Here is a 19,527-nt window from a genome sequence, read left to right on the forward strand (position 1 = left end):
GGAAAATAATGAGTTTGTCTCATGCAGGCCAGACTGTCGACAATGCGCGCCACTTAACTCATTGGAGACGTATGGCTATGGCATTGGCACATTCTCTCGGATTTCCGCGCATTGGCGCCGACCGTGAACTCAAGAAAGCCTTGGAATCCTACTGGAAAGGCGACATCGACCAACAAGCCTTGAAAACCGTCGGCCGCAACCTGCGTGAACAGCACTGGGCCTTGCAATGCGACGCCGGTATCGAGCTGCTGCCGGTGGGTGACTTCGCATGGTACGACCAGGTCCTCAGCCACTCCCTGGCCTTCGGCGTGATTCCCGAGCGCTTCGCTCCAACCCTCGGCGAGCACGGCCTGCCGACCCTCGACACCCTGTTCGCCATGGCCCGTGGCGCCAGCGTCGCCTGTTGCGGCGAGCACTCCAAAGCGCAATATGCCCAGGAACTGACCAAATGGTTCGACACCAACTACCACTATCTGGTCCCGGAATTCAGCGCTGACCAACGCTTTCTATTGAGCTGGGAGCAACTGTTCGACGAAGTCGATGAAGCATTGGCCCTGGGCCATAAGGTCAAGCCGGTATTGATCGGCCCGCTGACATACCTCTGGCTGGGCAAGGCCAAGGGCGATGATTTCGACAAGCTGGACCTGCTCGAACGCTTGCTGCCGGTGTACGGCGAAATCCTCGGCCGCCTGGCACGCAAGGGCGTCGAGTGGGTGCAGATTGACGAGCCGATCCTCACTCTGGACTTGCCACAGGCGTGGAAAAACGCCTTCGAGCGGGCTTATCACATCCTGCAATATTCGCCCCTGAAAAAACTGCTCGCCACCTACTTCGGCGGCCTGGAAGACAACCTCGTCCTCGCGGCAGAGCTGCCGGTGGATGGCCTGCATATCGACCTGGTCCGCGCGCCAGAGCAACTGGCCAGCGTGCTCGACCGGCTGCCGAATTACAAAGTGCTGTCCTTGGGCGTGGTCAATGGTCGTAACGTCTGGCGCTGCGATCTGGACAAAGCCCTGGCGCAACTACAACAGGCTCAGCAGCGCTTGGGCGACAATCTCTGGGTGAGCAGCTCCTGCTCACTGCTGCACAGCCCGGTGGATCTGGGCCGTGAAGACAAACTGGATGCCGAATTGAAGAGCTGGCTGGCGTTCGCCGTGCAGAAGTGCCGCGAAATCGCCGTGCTGAGCAAGGCCGTGATCAACCCTCAGGACCTCACCGTGCAGCAGGCCCTGCAGGACAGCCGCGCCGTTCAGGTCAGCCGCCAGCAGTCCGGTCGCATTCACAAAGCCGACGTACAGGCACGCATCGCCGCCGTGACCGCCGCCGATAGCCAGCGCCATTCGCCGTTTGCCCAGCGCATCGAAGTGCAGCGGGCACGCCTGGATCTGCCAGCGTTTCCGACAACCACCATTGGTTCGTTCCCACAGACTTCGTCGATTCGTCTGGCGCGCCAGGCCTATAAGCAGGGCAAGATTTCCATCAGCGACTACACCGACGCCATGCATCACGAAATCCGCCATGCCGTGCAGGTGCAGGAACGTCTGGGCCTGGATGTGCTTGTGCATGGCGAGGCCGAGCGCAATGACATGGTCGAGTACTTTGCCGAACAACTGGACGGCTATGTCTTCACCCGCTTTGGCTGGGTGCAGAGCTACGGTTCGCGCTGCGTCAAACCGGCGATCATTTTCGGTGACCTGAGCCGCCCCCAGGCCATGACCGTCGAGTGGATCCGTTACGCCCAGACCCAGACCGACAAGATCATGAAAGGCATGCTGACCGGCCCAGTGACCATGCTGATGTGGTCCTTCCCCCGGGAAGATGTGTCGCGCAAGGTTCAGGCGCAGCAACTGGCCCTGGCCATCCGCGATGAAGTGGTCGATCTGGAAGCCGCCGGGATCAAGATCGTACAGATCGACGAAGCTGCCTTTCGCGAGGGCCTGCCACTACGTCGTGCGCAATGGCAGGAGTATCTGGACTGGGCGGTAGAAGCGTTTCGTCTGTGCGCCTCGGGCGTGCGCGATGAAACCCAGATCCACACCCACATGTGCTACAGCGAGTTCAACGATGTGATCGAGTCTATCGCCGCCATGGACGCCGACGTGATCACCATCGAAACCTCGCGCTCGGACATGGAGCTGCTGGAGGCCTTCGAAGCCTTCGATTACCCCAACGATATCGGCCCTGGCGTTTACGACATCCACTCGCCAAGGGTTCCTGCGACCGAAGAGATGAGCAACCTGCTGCGCAAGGCGGCCAAGCGTGTGCCGGCCGAACGCCTGTGGGTCAACCCGGACTGCGGCCTGAAAACCCGTGGCTGGCCGGAGACCGAAGCGGCATTGGTGAATATGGTGGCGGCAGCGCGGCAGTTACGCGCAGAGCTGGCGTAACGCAGTGGTTTGCGTGGCCGCAAATTGTGGGAGCGAATTCGCTCCCTCTAAGGAACCAGCGCAGGCAGTTCCATCACCCGCATCCGCCATATCCCGTTGAAGCGCAGATCCACTGCCGATAACGGCTCGATATCAATGGCATGAAAAGCTGTCGGCGGGCACTGTAATACCCGCATCAACGCCGCTCGCAGTACAAACGGATGGCTGATCGCCACGACATGCCCCGTGCCTGTCAGCCCGTCCATCCACTCCCCTACCCGCTGGCACAGGCGCGCGATGGACTCCCCGCCATGGGGCGCCGCCTGCCAGTCGCTCATCCAGGCGCCAAGTTCGGCCTGCTCGATCTCTTCGATGCTCAAGCCCTGCCACTGGCCGAAATCACAATCACGCAAACCCTGATCGACCTCGCAATGCTCGCTGAACAGTGCTGCGGTCTGGCGGGTCCGCAGCTCCGGCCCGTGCAAGAAACGGGTTCGCCGACCTGAAAGCTGACTATATTTACCGGCCTGGGCCTGCCAATCCATGACCAGCGGCTCATCCGCAGCAAAGCGTGCCTGCTTCTGCGCCAATGTCGCGGCATGGGATACCAGAGTGAGGCGCAAGGCCATTGTGCAATTCCTGTGATGCGTGCTTGACGAAAGCGTACACTAGGCGCGCTGTATCCAAATATTACGAAAAAAGAAGTCGGTCAAAAACCGACGCGGTCGCGCCACTGTGGTCGGCTCCATGCCGAAAGCCAGACCTTTCTTCGAACTTCCCACCGTAACCGGGACGCGTAATCCCTAGAGGTAATCATGGCCTATAGCGCTGCAAGTCAAACCGATGTCTCCATTCCAACCATTCCCCTGGGCGACGTCTTGCCGTGGGCGATCTTTGGCGGCCTGCTGCTGATGCTGGCGTTGTATTTCGTCGGCGCCGAGCAAGGCGCAACCGCAATGTTCTCTGGCGCGTACGTTCACGAATTCGTACACGATGGCCGCCACCTGTTGGGCTTTCCCTGCCACTGATTTGAGGTTTTTCCAATGACTGGTCGTTTACTCGTCAGGGGCATGCTTGTCGGCCTGATTGCTGGGCTGTTGGCCTTTGGTTTTGCCAAGGTCTTCGGCGAACCGCAGGTTGATAACGCTATCGCGTTTGAAGAAAGCCAGGCTCACCACCATTCCCACGGCGACGCTGCAGCAGAGCCGGAAGAAGAAGAGTTGGTCAGCCGTGATGTACAGAGTACCTTCGGCCTGCTGACGGGCGTTGTCGTCTACAGCATGTCCCTGGGTGGCATCTTCGCCCTGGTATTCGCCTACTCCCTGGGCCGCATCGGCAAGGTCGGCCCACGCGGCCTGTCCGCCCTGCTTGCCCTGGCCGCATTTGTCGCGGTATTTGTCGTGCCAGGCCTGGTCTACCCACCGAACCCGCCATCGGTGGGCGACCCGAATACCATCGGCCAGCGCACCAAGCTGTTCTTTCTGATGGTACTGGTGTCCCTGGCCGCCGCCGTGATCGCGATCAACGCCGGGCGCAAATTCATCGCCCGCTCCGGGCTGTGGAACGGCGCCATCAAAGGCGTTGCCGCCTACCTGGTGATCGTCTCGGTGGCCGCCTACCTGTTCCCCACCATCAACGAAGTGCCGGAGGGCTTTTCGGCAGTCCTGCTGTGGAAATTCCGCACCGCCGCACTGGGCATCCAGTTGGTCCTGTGGGCCAGCCTGGGGCTGATCTTTGGTGTGGTGGCCGAGCGTTTGCTGTTGCCGGTGAGCAGGCTGTCCAAGGCTTGAGCATCTGCTGAACGCAAGCTGGACGAAAAAAGCCCCGGGCGTGTGAGCGCTCGGGGCTTTTTCATGGGCTAAAAACGAAAAATCCGACAAAAATCCCAGTAGATGAAGCGCTATAAAAAGAACCGTCCCGCTTAGCCCCTCAAAAAGACCGTGCAAGATAAATAGGTGATGCAATCCAGAACACGAACAGGAGGTTCAGATTTGGAAAAGCGTATAGAAAAGCTTGAAACGACTCTCTGCGATACACAACGCAAATTGACAAGCCTCAAGTCGAAACTCAAATCCCGTGAAGGTCATTTGGCCACTAAAACAGACCTTCATGAGCTCGCTGCAGCCTTTAATAAATCCATAGCCCGACAGACCATGTGGCTTGTTACTGGGGCAGTTGCTATACCCGCGTTATTTTCAGCGATAACTTTTGGATTGTTGATGACCCTATAAAAATGAAAAAGCCCCAGACGTCAGGGGCTTTTCATATTCGCCAGCCGCCACTAAATCTCCGGCCGATGCAACTTCACCCATTCCTGCACCGTCGGCCGCTGCCATTGGCGCTGGGCATATTCCACCAGCGCAGAGGGCACTTCATCGCCGTTGAGGATCAGCCGGTTGAGCATCAGGGCCAGGTCGACGTCGGCAATCGACCACTGGCCGAACAGGTAGTCCGGGTTGCCCGCCAGCAGCACCTGGGCCGCCGCGAACAGCTTGCGGGCCGCAGCCTCGGCAGCAGGCGACAACAGCGCCCCCTTCACGCCGTAGAACACCACCAGCGTGGAGCGCTCCTGCCGGATCGGCAGCAGATCACTGCGCAGCCAGGCCTGTACCTGCCGCGCCTTTGCCCGTAGCTGACGGTCCCTTGGATAGACCGGCGTCTGCGGCAGCACCTCTTCCAGGTACTCGGTGATGGCCGATGACTCGGACAGGGCGAAGTCGCCATGCACCAGCGTCGGCACCCGCTGGGTCAAGGACAGGCTGGCATAGCCTTCTTCCTGGTTTTCCGATTTATCCAGGTCCAGGGCGACCATCTCGAACTCGATGCCTTTCTCGCGCAACGTGACGAACGTCGACATGGCGTAGGGGCTGGTGAGTTGGGCGTCAACGTAAAGCTGCAGGCGGGAATGGGGCATCGCACGATCTCCATATTCGATGGTGACCAAGCTACTGTATCCGGGAGCTTAAATGAAATTCGGGATTTTTATGGGGGCATTCCTGGGGGGAATGCCGAGCTTTCAATCCTGTGCGGCTGCATCCTTTGTCAGGATATGGGAGCTGAATGCCACAAAGTCACCGAGGTGCTGGGTAATGATGGCAACCGTGATCGGCAACTGCAAAGTTTGATACTCATGCACGGCAATATTGCGAAAACCGACCATATTCTTCAGGCTGGTCAGAAGCGAGCCACTGACCCAACCGCCCTTGGCCAGAAGCTCAAACACATCGCGGGCGCTCTGCGGAACTCCGAGGCGTTCGCGACGAATGAGGTGCTGGCCCATATCGAGTGCGGCTTCGCAGGCACGTTGGATATTCAGAATTGCGGCGTCTTGACGAGTGAAGTCGGTGGCAAAACTGCCAGGATCTTTATCGTACTCTTCTCTAGCGCGAGCAACGCAACGTTCAATGCTGGCAGCCTTGTTGATGAGAACGTCATCGGCCATACACTTTCCCTTCCCTTTGGATGTCTTCCATCAAACCCGCTCTTGCCGTATCAAGCTCCGTCTTTTCGCTCAATATGAAGCTTTCAAATAGTGCAGCTTGGCTGTCCCTAGACCAAATTTGTCGTCCTGTCGACAGTATCTGATATTGCATCACCGTCGACGCAGCGCGCAGATCCAACAAGTCGACCGGAACCCCGACTAAATCTGCAAGCTCTCCAGATAATTGCCAGAGCGGTACCTGATCCAGTGGTCCCGTAGACAGTACGGCTATATCCAGATCACTCTCAGGGCCTGCCTCACCTGATGCTTGACTGCCAAACACATATACAGCCAGCAGATCGGGAAGCCGATTACGCAAAAGCGTTAGTAACTGTTCCAGAATCATGGCTTATACCCGAGGGTCACATTTAACGAAGACCGTATCAGAATTCGTCTCGCACGCCCTACATTTGCCCTAAACACGATTACCAGAAACGAAAAACCCCCGAAATCTCTAGGATTATCAGGGGCTTAGCGTTGTTCAATAATGGCGGAGAGATAGGGACTCTCGAAAACCATCCACCAACCCCAGCAACCACCGTATCACATGGCCTTAGGCTCGTATAGTAGTAGAACATAGTAGTAGAATTAAGCTCTCATCCGAGGGCGGCTCATGGCAGACCATATTTTCCAAAAGAAAGGCGAATCCACTTGGTATGTACGTCTCGACATTCCTAAAGACGTGCAGTTGGCCTTCGACAATCGCAAGGTGCTAATCCAATCGCTGAAGACAGGACTACGCTCTGAAGCCATGGAACGCCGCCTAGCTTGGCTCGCAAGATGGAAAGCAGACATCACGGCTGCCAGAGACAAGAAGCTGTCGGAGCGGGATGAATGGAAAGAGAAAGTTCAGGATCTAACGCGGCGGAACCAGAGCAAAAAGGAAAAGTGGTTGCCTACCCTATTCATACCCCGCTCTAAAGATGCCACCACTTCACCCAATGACATCCTGGCTTACACAGAATCGCTAGCTCCCATCCTTCAGGAACTCTATGACGGTGGCATGGAAGGTCCGGTCAAAGCATTTATAGCGACCTACCACGAATATCTAGAGGGTTTAAGCGAAAAGCTCACGCCCGGACAAGGCGCTGACCTAGGAGCAAAGATTTCTGACGCCTTCACGAAGCTGCACATGGAAATTACAGCTGAGTATTACGACCTATCGCCGGATGAGCGTCAGGACATGCAGGAGCTTGCCACCGACCCTCAAAGCTATAAGCCCAAATCACCCATCACTCCAGCCCGTGTGCTGAAGCTGAGGGCGTTTCTTGAGAAGGTTGGCAAAGATCCCAAGACCATCGACACCTTAGTGAAGCGTGTAGAGCTATTCAGCGCCTACGTACGTGAGAAAGGGCTACCGATCAGCTTTGACCTCGTGTCTGCATACCTAGATCAGCTAACGGACGCTAAGGGCGTGCCACTTACCTCTAAGACCAAGAAGCAGCATATATGGGCAGGTAACACGTTCTGGAAATGGGCCATCAAATATGATGAAGACTGGCGTCAGCAGTACAAAGGCCAGCCCTCCCCATTTGAAAAACACGACCTACCTGTGGTCAAAGGTGAGTCAGTCAGTTGGGCAGTATTCACTCGCAAGGACGTGGAGCGATTGCATGCTGCTGCTTTAGAGAAGGAAGACAAGCCGCTGGCTGACCTGATTGTTCTAGCAGCCTACACAGGGGCAAGGCTTGAGGAGATAGGTCGAGTCCACCGCGACACCATCACCCTCAAAAATGGCGTACCGATTGCCTTCTCAATTTTAGAGAGCAAAACAGAGGCCGGTGTTCGTGAGGTTCCGATCCATACCGCCCTTGCCCCGCTTGTTCAGTCTCTACTAGATGCATCAGAAGACGGCTACCTGCTAAAAGGTCGAGCGCTTGGGGAAACCAATAAATATGGCAATCGACTTGATGCTGTAGGAAAACGATTTGGACGTCTAAAGACCGCTGCAAAATTTGATAAATCATTTGTGCTGCACTCAATTCGCAAAACCGCAATCACTGAGGTGCATCGGGCTGGAGCAGATATGTCTGTAATGCCTGCATTGTTTGGTCATGAAACCGGAATGATCACCTTCGACCTATATTCGGCAGGGCCAAGCCTTGAACAAAAGGCCAAAGTGATTGAGCTACTCTCGTACAATTTTGATTTGACCTGATACCTCCATCAAAGCACCTTGCAATTGATTCTGGGCAGATCGTCACGAAATAGAGCAAGGGCCGTGTATTTAAACGTATGCAATCACGGTATTTCGGGGGAGTTTTTAAGGGTTGGAGACGTTTCCAGCTTAAACCCGTGTCCGTGGTTGGTTTTGAGGTTAACGTCGTTTTGAAGGCTAGTTCTTCCGTCGAAACTTTATTTTAACTAATTCATTCCCGCAACTTGTTTAATACTGTAGAATTGATGCCCTCCATAGTTTTTTTTCGTATTAGTGAGCCTTTTTGTGGTTTGGCTAGATACTTGTCCTCAAGAAGTGGTTATACAGTCGCCGTTACAAAGCATGACGGTGCACGCATGAAGTTGCCGACACAAGTCGGTTCCGGCGAGGCTGCGGGTGATTGAGCTTATTATGTCAGTCAGGGAGCCGGACTACCGCCTAACCTTCCGTTAGGTACAGCCTACAAGCTGTGATCATTCTCGTCTCAAGTGCAGAGCAGGCCTAGCCTGTAGCATTGGGTCAGAAGGTTGTGTAGACCTTGGGGATAAGGCTCTGCTCTTTTGAGTACTCCTATCCCCTTGGGGAAGTTCTACCAATTTTCTGAACTCAGTGCAGAGCATCTATAACAATAGATTAATAAATTAATGCCTCTACAACACCTAACACACATAATAATTTAAATACAACACTAAGTTGTCGTACATATACAACTAGTTGTCGCACTTAGATAAGCAATTAGGCCTTAAGTTTGATATTCTTTATGGACTGGCAGCTTTTACCAAATCCAAGCCTCCATCAATACAAACCAAATAATCAAGCCAAACTGTACTGGTAATATAAACTCAACTTAGTTTAACTGTATCTGTACAATATCGAGTTTTATTTAGTATAATAAGATGAGAAAGGGAAGAAAACAGAGATGAAAAAATCTGTCTCTCTCTGATAGCTAATTTGTTTCACCCTCTCGCATCCCCCTCGTTAGAAAAACATCGACCTGATGGTGCTTATTAGAGTTTGCTCCCGCAGGTCAATGTGAGTTGATATTGTTCCTTCTTGCAATGTCACCTCATTAAAAAACTCCTTGAGTTTCAAACCGCATCTCGTGCTAGCAATGTAGTCTGAGCGGTGGTTTGTTTTATATTTGGATCTTTTATCCACCCACAATTTAAGGTACTCATTCGCCTTGTTGTGGGTTTTTTGTGCATCAAACTCCTTACTCTTGAATATTCCGAAACAATAATGGACGGCACCGTAACGCCTATGAAATTGATAAAACAATGCAAATGGTGTGGCAGCGAAATGCTGACCACACGAAGTTCCAAGATCCTTTGTTCACAGAAATGCCATAACCAGTTGCATTACTGGAGACAAAAGCATTACCCCGGTGAAGGTCCAAAGTTAGCCTTTGAAGTAATTAACAATCTGCTAAATGAAGGAAAACATCCTAACCCCGACCACCCTGTAAACGCCAATGATCAAACCGAACAAATTGCTGAACCACTGAGACATACCAACCATAAATGCATCATCACCCAAGGGCACCAACCAGAGGAAAAGCTATGAACTGTGTAATCTGCAACACCCCTTTTGAACCAACCAACAAGAAACATCAGCACTGCGGAAACAACTGCTCTGTGAGCCTATATGCAGCACGGAAGAAAGTTCGTCAAAGCATCAAAGCCGCATTGAAAGCACTCAAGACCCCAGAGGAAGTAAACCAATTTAACCTGTCACTCACCACACTACTAGAAGGAACCTCCCAATGAAACTAGAAACACGGCTGATCAAAGTAGCTATGCCCTTGGACTTGATTGCTCTACTTGAAGCAGAGGCTGAGAATTACGAAAGCTTCTCCAAGATGATGAATGCAGTAGCAAGGCGTTATTTTTTACATAAATCCCTCCGTGAAGAATTCGCGAAACTGGAGAAATAACTTATGCGGCCACATCTCAATGAAAGAGCTTCAAATGAGCTTTTAGAAATCATGCGACATTACGACCACGGCTCTCCCAACCACACACTTAACATTTTGATTTCGTCTCTTCACGACTCTTTATTCAAAACCAAACGTCCTAGCCCATCAGATGAGGTAAATATCAATGACTACAGCAGCACCGAAAAACAATAATAATGCGATTGATGCGGTAAAATCGCGATTTGTACGAATCCCTTCAGATAGCTCTTACCCTAGGTTCCGTGACTTAGTAACGGGCATTGACCAAGGGGATGCAGGCATTATCTCTCACTACTATTCACAACAAGGCGGTATTGAGCACAATGCACCCTATCTACTTGCGTGCTTACCTTGGGCTTATGGTGAAGGTTTCAAGCCTAACGCGGGCACGGTGCTTGAAGGCGGACTGATTAATCTGTGGAAGGCTCCTGACATTCAACCTACAGGTCAAAAGGTCACTAAACAGCAGGTAGCCTTGTTCATCGAGTTTTTAGAGCGATGGTTCCCGGATGATATCGAACGCCGCTACTTCGGGTGGTGGTTGTCCCATGTGGTTCGGAAGCCTGAACAACGAATCATTGCGACACCTGTGCTACGCAGCCAACACGGCGTCGGCAAAGGCTTTCTAGTAGAAACCCTTCTATCGGGATTGCTGGGGCGTTCATCAGTGTGTGTATGCGCTCTCAAGGACGTCGTAGGCGATTTTAACGATGTGATATCAGGTAAGACTCTCGCCTTGATTGATGAAGTGTACAAGAGCAAGAAAAGCACCACAGACGCCCTCAAGAGCTTCCAGGGTAACGCTACGATTCCCCTTCACCGCAAGCACAAGCCAACAGTAACGATTGATAACTATCTGAATTTCATCATTACCAGTAATGACCACCTCCCTCTTGTTTTGGAAAAAGGAGACCGCCGTTTCTGGATACCGGAATTCATTCGTCACAAAGAATCGATCCAAGAGACCTCAGAATTCATCAATACAAAGCTCAAGCCTTGGCTGATGCATGACGGTGGGATGCAACTCGTTAGAAACTACCTTGAGCAGGTGGACCTTGGTAGCTATCACCCAACTGATGCGCCACCGATGACCATCCCGAAGCAAGAACTGATGGGGTTTAGTAGTGCGGACAAGCTGGAAGATCTCCTAGGCGAAGTGGTTGAAAAGAATAAGGTGCTCACTGTGAAAGCTATCAAAGACGCCTTTCTAAGCGAATTCGATCATGGCCTGAGCGACATGGCAGTTGCAAACGTACTTTTGGCCGTGGGTTGCAAACAACGCCGAACAAAAGCACAACGGTACTACATTACCCCTTTCGGCTTTGAAAATGGGTTGACAGTAGAATCCACTCCGAAAGAACTTGAGACTCATATGCCCTGCAATGGTTTTTGAGTGACGGGATTGGTGACAGGGTGACAGGTAGGGTGACACCTACCCATGTAAGCCGTCATCACTGTAAGCCCCGCAGCCTATAAGGTTCAGTCAATAGGTGACAGGGTGACAGCTTTAGTTAACCTTTTTTTAATAAGATGTTAGTAAGTCAAAGAGCGAAGCGATTTGACGTAAGGCAAGCGATAGCGCAGCCGTAAGATGTTCTTCCCGCCTATGTAAAGGCATTCCCAGCAACAATAGAATCTGCTCCTTAACAAGAGCAATCAACGGGGCAGTCTTGCCCAAAAACCGCCGACAATGGCAACTTCAAAGGAAATAAAAATGGAAAATGCAAAACAACACGTCACCTTGAGCGCATTCACTTTTCAACAAGATGTACTGGACAAACGAATCGAACATGCAAAATTTCAATTTCTTCGGTCTTATGCAGCAGTAGATCGGTATAGCGAGCCCGTATCCATTCTCATGCCAAAGCTGCAAAAGCTGTTTGCAGCAGGTCGAGTGCTTTCGGAGAATCATCCAATTAGCACAATGGCTGGATTTACAGTGTTTCTGGTGAAAGAGAACATTGATGACTTGCTGAAAGATGTTGCGATTGAAACAGAGAATGCATACCTAGCAGAACTAGAAGTAGAAAAGCAGAAGCAACAGCAGATCTTGGAGCAACAGCTGTATCAGGCACAGAAAGATAAAGAAGCAAAGAAAGAACTCGACAAAGAGGCCAAGCTTCGTACTGATGCAGCTAAAGAGGCACAAGACTTCTTTGCCAACTTGGAGACTAAATAATGCTTACGAAGTCTTTGCTGTTCCCCGTTACTAGACAAGACAAGGCACTCAGCGAAGCCTATTTCAATAAAGTGGAATCACCTAAGCCTAAGGAGGCTAAAGAAGTAGAGTCTACAAAATTGTCAGCGGATGAGATTCAGCATTACGTGGACATCTTGTTGGAAGCTAGCAAACCCGCTGAAAGCGTAGACCTTACTAAGCAAATTCTTTTGAAGAGATTCCCTAAACAGGATTAAGCAAGCAGGAATCAAGGTAACAGGAGATCGGGAAGACTAATGCCTTCCCACTCCTTTACACCCTGCATGTTTGCTGGGTTATTGACGCCAACTGTTTAGCACGATGCATTTCTCCGCCAATAATGTAATATTATTACATTTGGTTGAATAATAAGCTAAAACTATGAAGAACAAGAAGGTTTAGAAGATTGAATAATATTGTAATTGCCGTCCTAGGTCTGTTCGCACTCATAGGTGTTATCTGTATTTCATTGCTGACATATATTTTGATCTCAGCGAAGGCTGACCATAGTAGTGATGATGCAATCCGGCAGAGACTGGATTCACTGGTTAACTACGTCGAACAGAAAATTAATAATACTGCTGAAAGGCAAGACAGGGTAAATAACGATATGGAAGGACAAATTAGAATCTTGGATACTAGGATCAAATTATTACAAGGACACAACCAATGACGTATTTCTATTGGTTCATCTTGAAGGCTTCGGCAGACAATCTAGACAGCAGCACAAAGCCTTCTATTGGCTCGTTTTCGCCACTTAGAGAGCGCTGGCAGTATCTAGACAGATCCGGGCGTTGGTCAGTGCAGATTGAATCTGAAGTCACTCCCAGCGAAGCCGTAGGCTTATATTACGACCTTACTGCAATGTCTCGGAGCTGGATAAATGGGGCCGTATTCGTTAATGGTGATGCGGTGGGCGGACCATGGAATGCAGAGGCATTTCCCGCATTCGTAGATGGATATGCGCTCACTTATGCTCAGGCGCCTCTACTCCCACTGTGAATAATTAAACACGGTAGCGAATCAGATAGGCTATGAACAAAGCGCACCACACAAAGACATCCACTACAGCTAGAGCAGTAGCTTGACTAAGCCAGGGTTGAGCCGCCATGCGAGCATATGTAGTTGCTCCAGCGAGAATGACCAATAAGAAAGGGCCACCTAATATTACCAGCCATTGCCAGAAATTGGACAGGCACGCCCATCTGAATTTCAAATCAGCGATTAGTGGCAGTCGTGTATTTTTAAACTCTTTTTTCGTTATCTCATAGACGACGCTTCGCTCTTCAGCTTCCTTGGCAGCGAGTTGGAGATACGCTTTTTGCGTGGCCAACTTTTCCTGTAGAAGATTTACAGTTGTGGTTTGTGCGAGAAGGGAGTCTTGAATGCCTTTAGGAGATGATCCGTAAGCATTTATCAAATCTCTCAGCGCCCTGAATTTGTCAGCATAACCTGAGTGAGCCAAAACAGACCAAGCATAGCCAGGCCCCGTGATTTGCAATTCCACTTGTCGGGTGTCTACCTGTTGGACTTGGGTACTAACTTTGCTTTTCCGCGTCGCCAACACACCAGCGGCAGCCCCCAATGGCCCAAAAATCAAGCCGCCGACAATGCCGCCACCTAAGCCACTCTTGCTGGTACTGCTGACGTTACTGACATGTTGCAGACTGCCATGCATTATCATTTCGGCTTTTGCATTCCTAATATTCCCACTGTATCCGGGAATGCTCAGCCAAAACTCGAAAATCTTAATGTCAGGTTCTGCCGCAAGCGTCTTTCCTCTACCAGATTGAAGCTCAGCTAAGCGACTGGTCGCATGCTTCAGCTCCTCACCTAGCACCGCTACGGTACTGGAGATTTCACGATGTTTTGCATTGGCTTCCTTGAGGTTGATTTTCTTTGAACGCATGTCTGTGCGAAGCAGCATTGCAGAGTCTTGCCGAAGCTCAATTTCTTGGCTGTCCATCAATCAATTCCTTGTGTCTTGATTAACGCAATCCCTTCGATGCAGTAATTTTCTTCAGCTCGTCATAAATCCCGCTAAGGACAAGCCAGAACCCAGCCATCACCGCCCCAGCTATGAATCCACCGATTGCCCCCCACTCGCCATAGATTGCGTACCCCGCAAACGCAACGGCAACGATGGCGAAGTAACAAAGGTAATCGTTCAGTCTAATGATGCCGTCCTTCATCCCACTTTTTCCTTCATCTGCTGACTGAGTAACAGGCGATCTCTTCAGTCAATGTCACGATTAGTGTGTTCACGATTAGAGCACATCAGCCCACGATACGGGAATGCCTTCTCCCTCCCTACGTCACCGTTTCGGCCATCGAATTCGTGAGCTTCGTCTTGCTACAGGCATGACTCAAGAAGCCTTTGCGGATAGGTGTGGGTTTGCCAGAACCTACATGAGCCGTATTGAGACAGGCGGGGCCAACCCAAGCTTAGACGCGATCCAGACTTTGGCTGTCGCACTGAAGACCGACCTCGCAGAATTGTTCGCAGGGCTTTGAATCCCACATTCAAAAACGCTAGGCCGGTCTGGATTCAGCTTTATTTTTGCTGGACTGGGTAGACCAGTAATTGCCATGCGATTTTGGCATTGGTCGAGTGTTGCCTATGGTTCTGGGGTGGCAGGATATGCCCCCCTGCTATCGCGATCTCATCTCCACAACCTGTGCACTTGTAGATTCCGGGATGAGGAGCGGCCACTCCAGGTGAATGCGTGCCGTCAAATGCCTTGTCCTCTGTATGGGTAAGTGCATTGCCGTTTTTGTACATTGCCATGAGCTGTCCCTAGTTCTTCAACCACCAATTGTGGCCTTTCGACTATAGCCCTTAGCCACCATCAGATGCCACCATCTCAGACACGCACAAAACCTTCGTTCAATAGCATCATCAAACGACCGTTAAACGATACCTTCCAGACAGGCGGTATCAGGCATCATAAAAATAGGCTTTTGGTATTGTTGATACCTTGGTACACTGATACCACGTTAAACGATACCGGAGTCAACATCATGTCACGCACCTTCCTCTACTGCCGCGTCAGCACCTCCAACCAGTTCACCGAAAACCAAGTGCAGGAAGTGAAAGCGGCTGGCTTCGATGTACAGGCTAGTCGTGTAGTGGAAGAAACGGTGTCGGGTAGCGTCGCTGCAAAGGAGCGTGCAGGCTTCCAGAAGCTTTTAGAACGTATGGAATCGGGTGACGTACTGATCGTTACCAAGCTTGACCGTCTCGGGCGCAACGCGATGGATGTACGTCAGACAGTCGAACATCTGGCAGAGAATGGCATCCGTGTTCACTGCCTTGCTCTTGGCGGTGTAGACCTGACCAGTGCAGCAGGCAAGATGACCATGCAAGTGCTGGGGGCTGTAGCTGAGTTTGAACGTGACTTGCTTATCGAGCGTACACAGCAAGGTTTGCTGCGGGCCAAAGCAGAAGGCAAGAAGCTTGGCCGTCCTGAAGCCACAGACACCACAGCGGATGTTCAGCGCCTCAAAGCACAAGACAAGACACAAGCTCAGGTAGCTACTGAATTGAAGATTGGTATCGCTACAGTGAAGCGTCACTGGAACAAATGATAATGATCCGCGAAGAGACGAAGGCTGAAGCACTTTCCCCTATCAGAAACCCTCTTTTCTATGTAGTTTCAGCCACTCTGAGGCGTTCTAGCGCCTCTTCCCTCTCGGTGTCAGGGGTAACCAGTTAGCCACCCCACACCTCTCATATTTTGGGATTGTGTTGAGAGGGGTATTTTTGGTTTCGTAGGTGTGCTTGATTGGTCAGTCCCCGAGCTGAGGAGAAGGAAGAATTGAAACGAACCTTCCGTTCAACTGCTGCACCATGCTACTGAATCGCGGCGATGGATTAGTTGCATGGATAAGCATGCATCAGTGCATACCTTGTCAGATCACCTGCCGGTAGGTGCAATACAGCAGGGTTTTCTTGCAGAAACATTGCCACTATACGTGCCGCCTGACCATTGTTAATACCCTGCGCTGGCAGGCAATTCTTTAGGTTGGCGGGTAGTGCCTCATTGTCGATGATCAGCATTGTTCTCACGCCCTCCACCATGCCGAGACAGAGACCAACGTCTAGCCTGTCTACACTGGTATCACCGTCCAAACGCTTGACTGTGGCCTGGCATTGCAACAGCAGTTCATTCCCGTCAGCAGAGTACGCACCACTACACCCAATCATCCCTGCAAGTGCTACTACGGCCATCCTAGCGTTCATCCGACATCCCCATTCGATAAGATGGCGATCATAGCTGTCCACGCTGTCACTGTGCCACAGCCTACGAGTGTCCGCGTGCATTGGGCCTAGATTCAACAGTGCTACTGGATCTATTACGCTTGGAGTGGAGAGGAGATTACTAGAAGCAGTGGGAGCAATGTGAATCGATCAGATCGCACGCACTCCATTAATCTGATGCAAAACTCAGTTGCATCAGAAATCTGCTTCACAGCGTAAAAAAAGAGGTATTTGAGTAGTAGAAACGAGTAGTAGAACCAGAAACGAAAAAACCCCGTAACTCATTGAATTACGGGGCTTTTCTATGTATGGCGGAGAGATAGGGATTCGAACCCTAGGTACTGTCGCCAGTACAACGGATTTCGAATCCGTCCCATTCGGCCACTCTGGCATCTCTCCAACGGCGCGCATGATAACAGCTTAACTGGGGAATGCGAGCATTTTATCCAAGTTTTTTTCGTGCTATCAAGCGCTTGCGTCGTTTTGCGGGTTACAGCGGGACGCCCAAGCGATGGGCGACTTCTTCGTAGGCTTCGATCACGTCGCCCAGACCCTGGCGGAAACGGTCCTTGTCCATTTTCTTCTTGGTGTCCTTGTCCCACAGACGGCAGCCGTCCGGGCTGAATTCGTCGCCCAGGACGATGGAGCCGTCGCTGAACACGCCGAATTCCAGTTTGAAGTCGACCAGCAGCAGGCCTGCGTCGTCGAACAGCTTGCTCAGGACTTCGTTGACCTTGAGCGACAGTTCTTTCATGCGAACCAGTTGCTCGGCGGTGCCCCAACCGAATGCCACGACGTGGGATTCGTTGATGAACGGGTCGCCCATGGCGTCGTTCTTGAGGAACAGTTCGAAGGTATACGGATTGAGCTTGGTGCCCTCTTCGATGCCCAGGCGCTTGACCAGGCTGCCGGCAGCGTAGTTACGCACGACGCATTCGACCGGGATCATGTCCAGCTTCTTGACCAGGCATTCGTTGTCGCCCAGCAGCTTGTCGAACTGGGTCGGCACGCCTGCGGCTTCAAGCTTCTGCATGATGAAGGCGTTGAACTTGTTGTTCACCATGCCCTTGCGGTCCAGCTGTTCGATGCGCTTGCCGTCGAATGCCGACGTGTCGTTGCGGAACAGCAGGATCAGACGGTCAGCGTCGTCGGTGGTGTACACCGATTTGGCTTTGCCGCGGTAGAGTTCTTCACGTTTTTCCATGATGGGCTCCGCTTGCTAAGTAGATGGGCTAGGCGATATGTCGCCAGTCGAGCCCTGAATCTTGATCGGCCAGTTGCAGCCAGTCCGGGTCGCACCCGAGGGTGTCGACAAAACATTGCCGGGCCAGTTGCGGCAGGTTGTTCTTGCTGCTCAGATGGGCCAGCACCAGGTGCTGTAAATCCTGCCATCCCAGCTCGCTCACCAGATTGGCGGCCTGGTGATTGTTCAAATGTCCTCGTTCGCCACCCACCCGCTGCTTGAGGAAGTACGGATAATGACCCCGGGCCAGCAGGTCACGGCAATGGTTGGCTTCGATCATCAAGGCATCGAGGCCCTTGTAGCTGTGCAGTATCGACTCGCAGTACGAGCCCAGGTCGGTCAGTACGCCAAAGCGCCGCTTGCCGTCGCTGAATACGAACTGAGTCGGCTCAAGCGCGTCGTGGGCCACGGCCACAGCATCGATGGTCAGCGCGCCGATCTGCAGCTGCTGGCCGCCAACGAGCAATCCGGCGACTTCCAGCGGCTTGCGCAAGCCACGCTGGGTACCGCTGCTGAGGTACACCGGCAAATTGTAGCGCCGCGACAGCATCCCCACGCCATGCACATGATCGGCATGCTCGTGGGTTACCAGAATAGCGCTCAATTGGTGAGCGCTGAGCCCCAGCCGGGCCAGGCGTCGCTCGGTTTCCCGCAGGGAGAAACCGCAATCGACCAGCACGCAGGTGTTGTCGCTTGCGACCAGCGTGCCGTTTCCCTGGCTGCCGCTTCCCAGAACCGCGAAGCGCATTAACCCAGGTTGTCTTGAATCACACCCAATACACGGCGGGCGATATCGCTTGGCGCCACGGTATTGATGTTCTTCTCGACGGTGACCTGGACGCTGTCACCCACTTTGCTCAAACGCACCTGATAACGCTGGGCGCGGGCATCGATCTCTTCCTTGGTGGTCTTGCTGCCGAACAGACGGCCGAAGAAACCAGGCTGGTTTTCCGGACGATCGGCGCGCTCCGCCAGGTTGATGTAGTACAGGCCCAGGCTGCGGTTGATGTCTTCCACGCGCCATTCACCCTGGTTCAGTGCACGGCCGACGCTCGACCAGGCACGGTCCAGGTCGGAGCCGACGTTGAGTACCGGGTTGCCGCTGCCGTCTTCGCTCAGGGCTACACGGCTCGGGGCGTCGAAGTCACGCGCAGCAAGGAGGGAGATGGAGCTGCCCTTCTCGGCGCCGCGGCTCATGCTGGCGAGCATGTCGTCGGTCAGTGCCGAGTCCAGGCCCAGGTTGACGGTACGCGCCGGGAAATCGCTCTCGGCGGTGCTGCCGGCCGGGCGCTCGAGGCTGACCACGAAGATTTCACTGGTGTTGCGCTGCACGCCAGGCTCGATACGCACCCGCACGCGGGTTTCGCTGTCGGCGGACAGGCCGCTGGCCTTCAGGCGCGTGGACACGGCGCCGGACAGTTCGTCCAGACGCTGCCAGGTGGTGTTGAATTCACCGGTCTGCGGGCGGTCTTCAGCGATGCGGAAGCCGTTGTCCTCGAAGTACTGGTGAGCAATCGGCCAGACTTCGGCCGGCGAGCGCTGCGCGAGGATCCAGCGCGCATCGCCGTTCTTCTGCAGGCTGAAATCGCTGGACTCGGCCACGGTGGACAGAGGCTGCGGACGCGGCACGATGAATTCGCCTTTCACGGTTTCATCGGCGACATTGCGCGGAATCGGCAGCAAGGGATCCAGGCGCTTGCGCGTAGCGACATCAGAAGGCAGCTGCATCGGTGCAGTCTGGTTGGCTTCCAGGTAATCACTGCTGCGATCCCGGAAGTAGCCCTCAGGACCCCAAACCCAGGAACAGCCGCTGGTGCTGGTGATAATCAAGGCAAGTGCGGAAAGTCCGGCCAATCGCTTCATTGCG

20 protein-coding genes and 1 tRNA gene are annotated in these 19,527 nt (G+C 52.7%); 10 read left to right on the forward strand and 11 right to left on the reverse strand.

Annotation, left to right across the window (positions count from 1 at the left end; translation table 11 throughout):
• Window positions 1-77 precede the first annotated feature (77 nt).
• Window positions 78-2,387 carry a 5-methyltetrahydropteroyltriglutamate--homocysteine S-methyltransferase gene (metE, locus tag AC1Z24_RS23970; RefSeq protein ID WP_483746700.1) on the forward strand — a complete coding sequence of 770 codons (2,310 nt, stop codon included), beginning with the start codon at window positions 78-80 and terminating at the stop codon, window positions 2,385-2,387.
• A gap of 47 nt (window positions 2,388-2,434) precedes the next feature.
• Here the strand turns inward: metE and AC1Z24_RS23975 are convergent, their stop codons facing one another.
• Complete coding sequence (locus tag AC1Z24_RS23975; protein ID WP_483742992.1) at window positions 2,435-2,995, reverse strand: histidine phosphatase family protein; 561 nt, start codon at window positions 2,993-2,995, stop codon at window positions 2,435-2,437.
• 186 nt (window positions 2,996-3,181) lie between these two features.
• Between AC1Z24_RS23975 and AC1Z24_RS23980 the strand changes: the two genes are divergently transcribed.
• Window positions 3,182-3,394 (forward strand): CbtB domain-containing protein, encoded by a 213-nt coding sequence (locus AC1Z24_RS23980; RefSeq protein ID WP_483742993.1) that lies wholly within the window; start codon window positions 3,182-3,184, stop codon window positions 3,392-3,394.
• Window positions 3,395-3,436: 42 nt separating this feature from the next.
• A complete protein-coding gene (locus AC1Z24_RS23985) occupies window positions 3,437-4,156 on the forward strand; it encodes a CbtA family protein (RefSeq protein WP_483746701.1) in 720 nt (239 codons plus the stop codon).
• A 491-nt stretch (window positions 4,157-4,647) separates the two neighbouring features.
• Here the strand turns inward: AC1Z24_RS23985 and yfcF are convergent, their stop codons facing one another.
• From yfcF to mntA, 3 genes are all read right to left on the reverse strand, one after another.
• Window positions 4,648-5,280 (reverse strand): glutathione transferase, encoded by a 633-nt coding sequence (yfcF, locus tag AC1Z24_RS23990; RefSeq protein WP_483742994.1) that lies wholly within the window; start codon window positions 5,278-5,280, stop codon window positions 4,648-4,650.
• A gap of 102 nt (window positions 5,281-5,382) precedes the next feature.
• Window positions 5,383-5,808, reverse strand: a complete 426-nt coding sequence (gene hepT / locus AC1Z24_RS23995) for a type VII toxin-antitoxin system HepT family RNase toxin (protein ID WP_483742995.1) — start codon at window positions 5,806-5,808, stop codon at window positions 5,383-5,385.
• Window positions 5,798-6,193, reverse strand: a complete 396-nt coding sequence (gene mntA, locus AC1Z24_RS24000) for a type VII toxin-antitoxin system MntA family adenylyltransferase antitoxin (protein ID WP_483742996.1) — start codon at window positions 6,191-6,193, stop codon at window positions 5,798-5,800. The genes hepT and mntA overlap by 11 nt, the downstream gene beginning before the upstream one ends.
• A gap of 267 nt (window positions 6,194-6,460) precedes the next feature.
• Here mntA and AC1Z24_RS24005 point away from each other — a divergent pair, with 267 nt between their 5' ends.
• From AC1Z24_RS24005 to AC1Z24_RS24025, 5 genes are all read left to right on the forward strand, one after another.
• Window positions 6,461-8,005 carry a tyrosine-type recombinase/integrase gene (locus tag AC1Z24_RS24005; protein ID WP_483742997.1) on the forward strand — a complete coding sequence of 515 codons (1,545 nt, stop codon included), beginning with the start codon at window positions 6,461-6,463 and terminating at the stop codon, window positions 8,003-8,005.
• Window positions 8,006-9,244: 1,239 nt separating this feature from the next.
• Window positions 9,245-9,568, forward strand: coding sequence for a hypothetical protein (locus AC1Z24_RS24010; protein ID WP_483742998.1), 324 nt, complete (start codon window positions 9,245-9,247; stop codon window positions 9,566-9,568).
• Between the two features lie 199 nt (window positions 9,569-9,767).
• Entirely contained in the window at window positions 9,768-9,938 is a 171-nt protein-coding gene (locus AC1Z24_RS24015; protein ID WP_483742999.1) for a hypothetical protein, read from the forward strand.
• Between the two features lie 166 nt (window positions 9,939-10,104).
• Window positions 10,105-11,352, forward strand: coding sequence for a primase-helicase family protein (locus tag AC1Z24_RS24020; RefSeq protein WP_483743000.1), 1,248 nt, complete (start codon window positions 10,105-10,107; stop codon window positions 11,350-11,352).
• A gap of 321 nt (window positions 11,353-11,673) precedes the next feature.
• Window positions 11,674-12,138, forward strand: coding sequence for a hypothetical protein (locus AC1Z24_RS24025; protein ID WP_483743001.1), 465 nt, complete (start codon window positions 11,674-11,676; stop codon window positions 12,136-12,138).
• A gap of 1,024 nt (window positions 12,139-13,162) precedes the next feature.
• Here AC1Z24_RS24025 and AC1Z24_RS24030 read toward each other — a convergent pair.
• Window positions 13,163-14,122, reverse strand: a complete 960-nt coding sequence (locus AC1Z24_RS24030) for a hypothetical protein (protein WP_483743002.1) — start codon at window positions 14,120-14,122, stop codon at window positions 13,163-13,165.
• Window positions 14,123-14,144: 22 nt separating this feature from the next.
• On the reverse strand, window positions 14,145-14,348 hold the full coding sequence (locus tag AC1Z24_RS24035) for a hypothetical protein (RefSeq protein WP_097139791.1): 204 nt from the start codon (window positions 14,346-14,348) through the stop codon (window positions 14,145-14,147).
• Between the two features lie 169 nt (window positions 14,349-14,517).
• Here AC1Z24_RS24035 and AC1Z24_RS24040 point away from each other — a divergent pair, with 169 nt between their 5' ends.
• Window positions 14,518-14,670 (forward strand): helix-turn-helix domain-containing protein, encoded by a 153-nt coding sequence (locus tag AC1Z24_RS24040; RefSeq protein WP_483746702.1) that lies wholly within the window; start codon window positions 14,518-14,520, stop codon window positions 14,668-14,670.
• Window positions 14,671-15,177: 507 nt separating this feature from the next.
• Window positions 15,178-15,744 (forward strand): recombinase family protein, encoded by a 567-nt coding sequence (locus AC1Z24_RS24045; RefSeq protein ID WP_057978389.1) that lies wholly within the window; start codon window positions 15,178-15,180, stop codon window positions 15,742-15,744.
• 286 nt (window positions 15,745-16,030) lie between these two features.
• Here the strand turns inward: AC1Z24_RS24045 and AC1Z24_RS24050 are convergent, their stop codons facing one another.
• The 5 genes from AC1Z24_RS24050 to bamC form a co-directional block, all read right to left on the reverse strand.
• Window positions 16,031-16,387, reverse strand: coding sequence for a Rap1a/Tai family immunity protein (locus AC1Z24_RS24050; RefSeq protein WP_483743003.1), 357 nt, complete (start codon window positions 16,385-16,387; stop codon window positions 16,031-16,033).
• Between the two features lie 339 nt (window positions 16,388-16,726).
• A tRNA-Ser gene (locus AC1Z24_RS24055) sits at window positions 16,727-16,816 on the reverse strand.
• 91 nt (window positions 16,817-16,907) lie between these two features.
• Window positions 16,908-17,621, reverse strand: a complete 714-nt coding sequence (gene purC, locus AC1Z24_RS24060; RefSeq protein WP_259102678.1) for a phosphoribosylaminoimidazolesuccinocarboxamide synthase — start codon at window positions 17,619-17,621, stop codon at window positions 16,908-16,910.
• A 28-nt stretch (window positions 17,622-17,649) separates the two neighbouring features.
• Window positions 17,650-18,408 (reverse strand): MBL fold metallo-hydrolase, encoded by a 759-nt coding sequence (locus AC1Z24_RS24065; RefSeq protein WP_483743004.1) that lies wholly within the window; start codon window positions 18,406-18,408, stop codon window positions 17,650-17,652.
• Entirely contained in the window at window positions 18,408-19,523 is a 1,116-nt protein-coding gene (bamC, locus tag AC1Z24_RS24070; protein WP_483743005.1) for an outer membrane protein assembly factor BamC, read from the reverse strand. The genes AC1Z24_RS24065 and bamC overlap by 1 nt, the downstream gene beginning before the upstream one ends.
• Window positions 19,524-19,527: the final 4 nt, after the last annotated feature.

This window comes from Pseudomonas sp. JL23 (genome assembly GCF_056933585.1).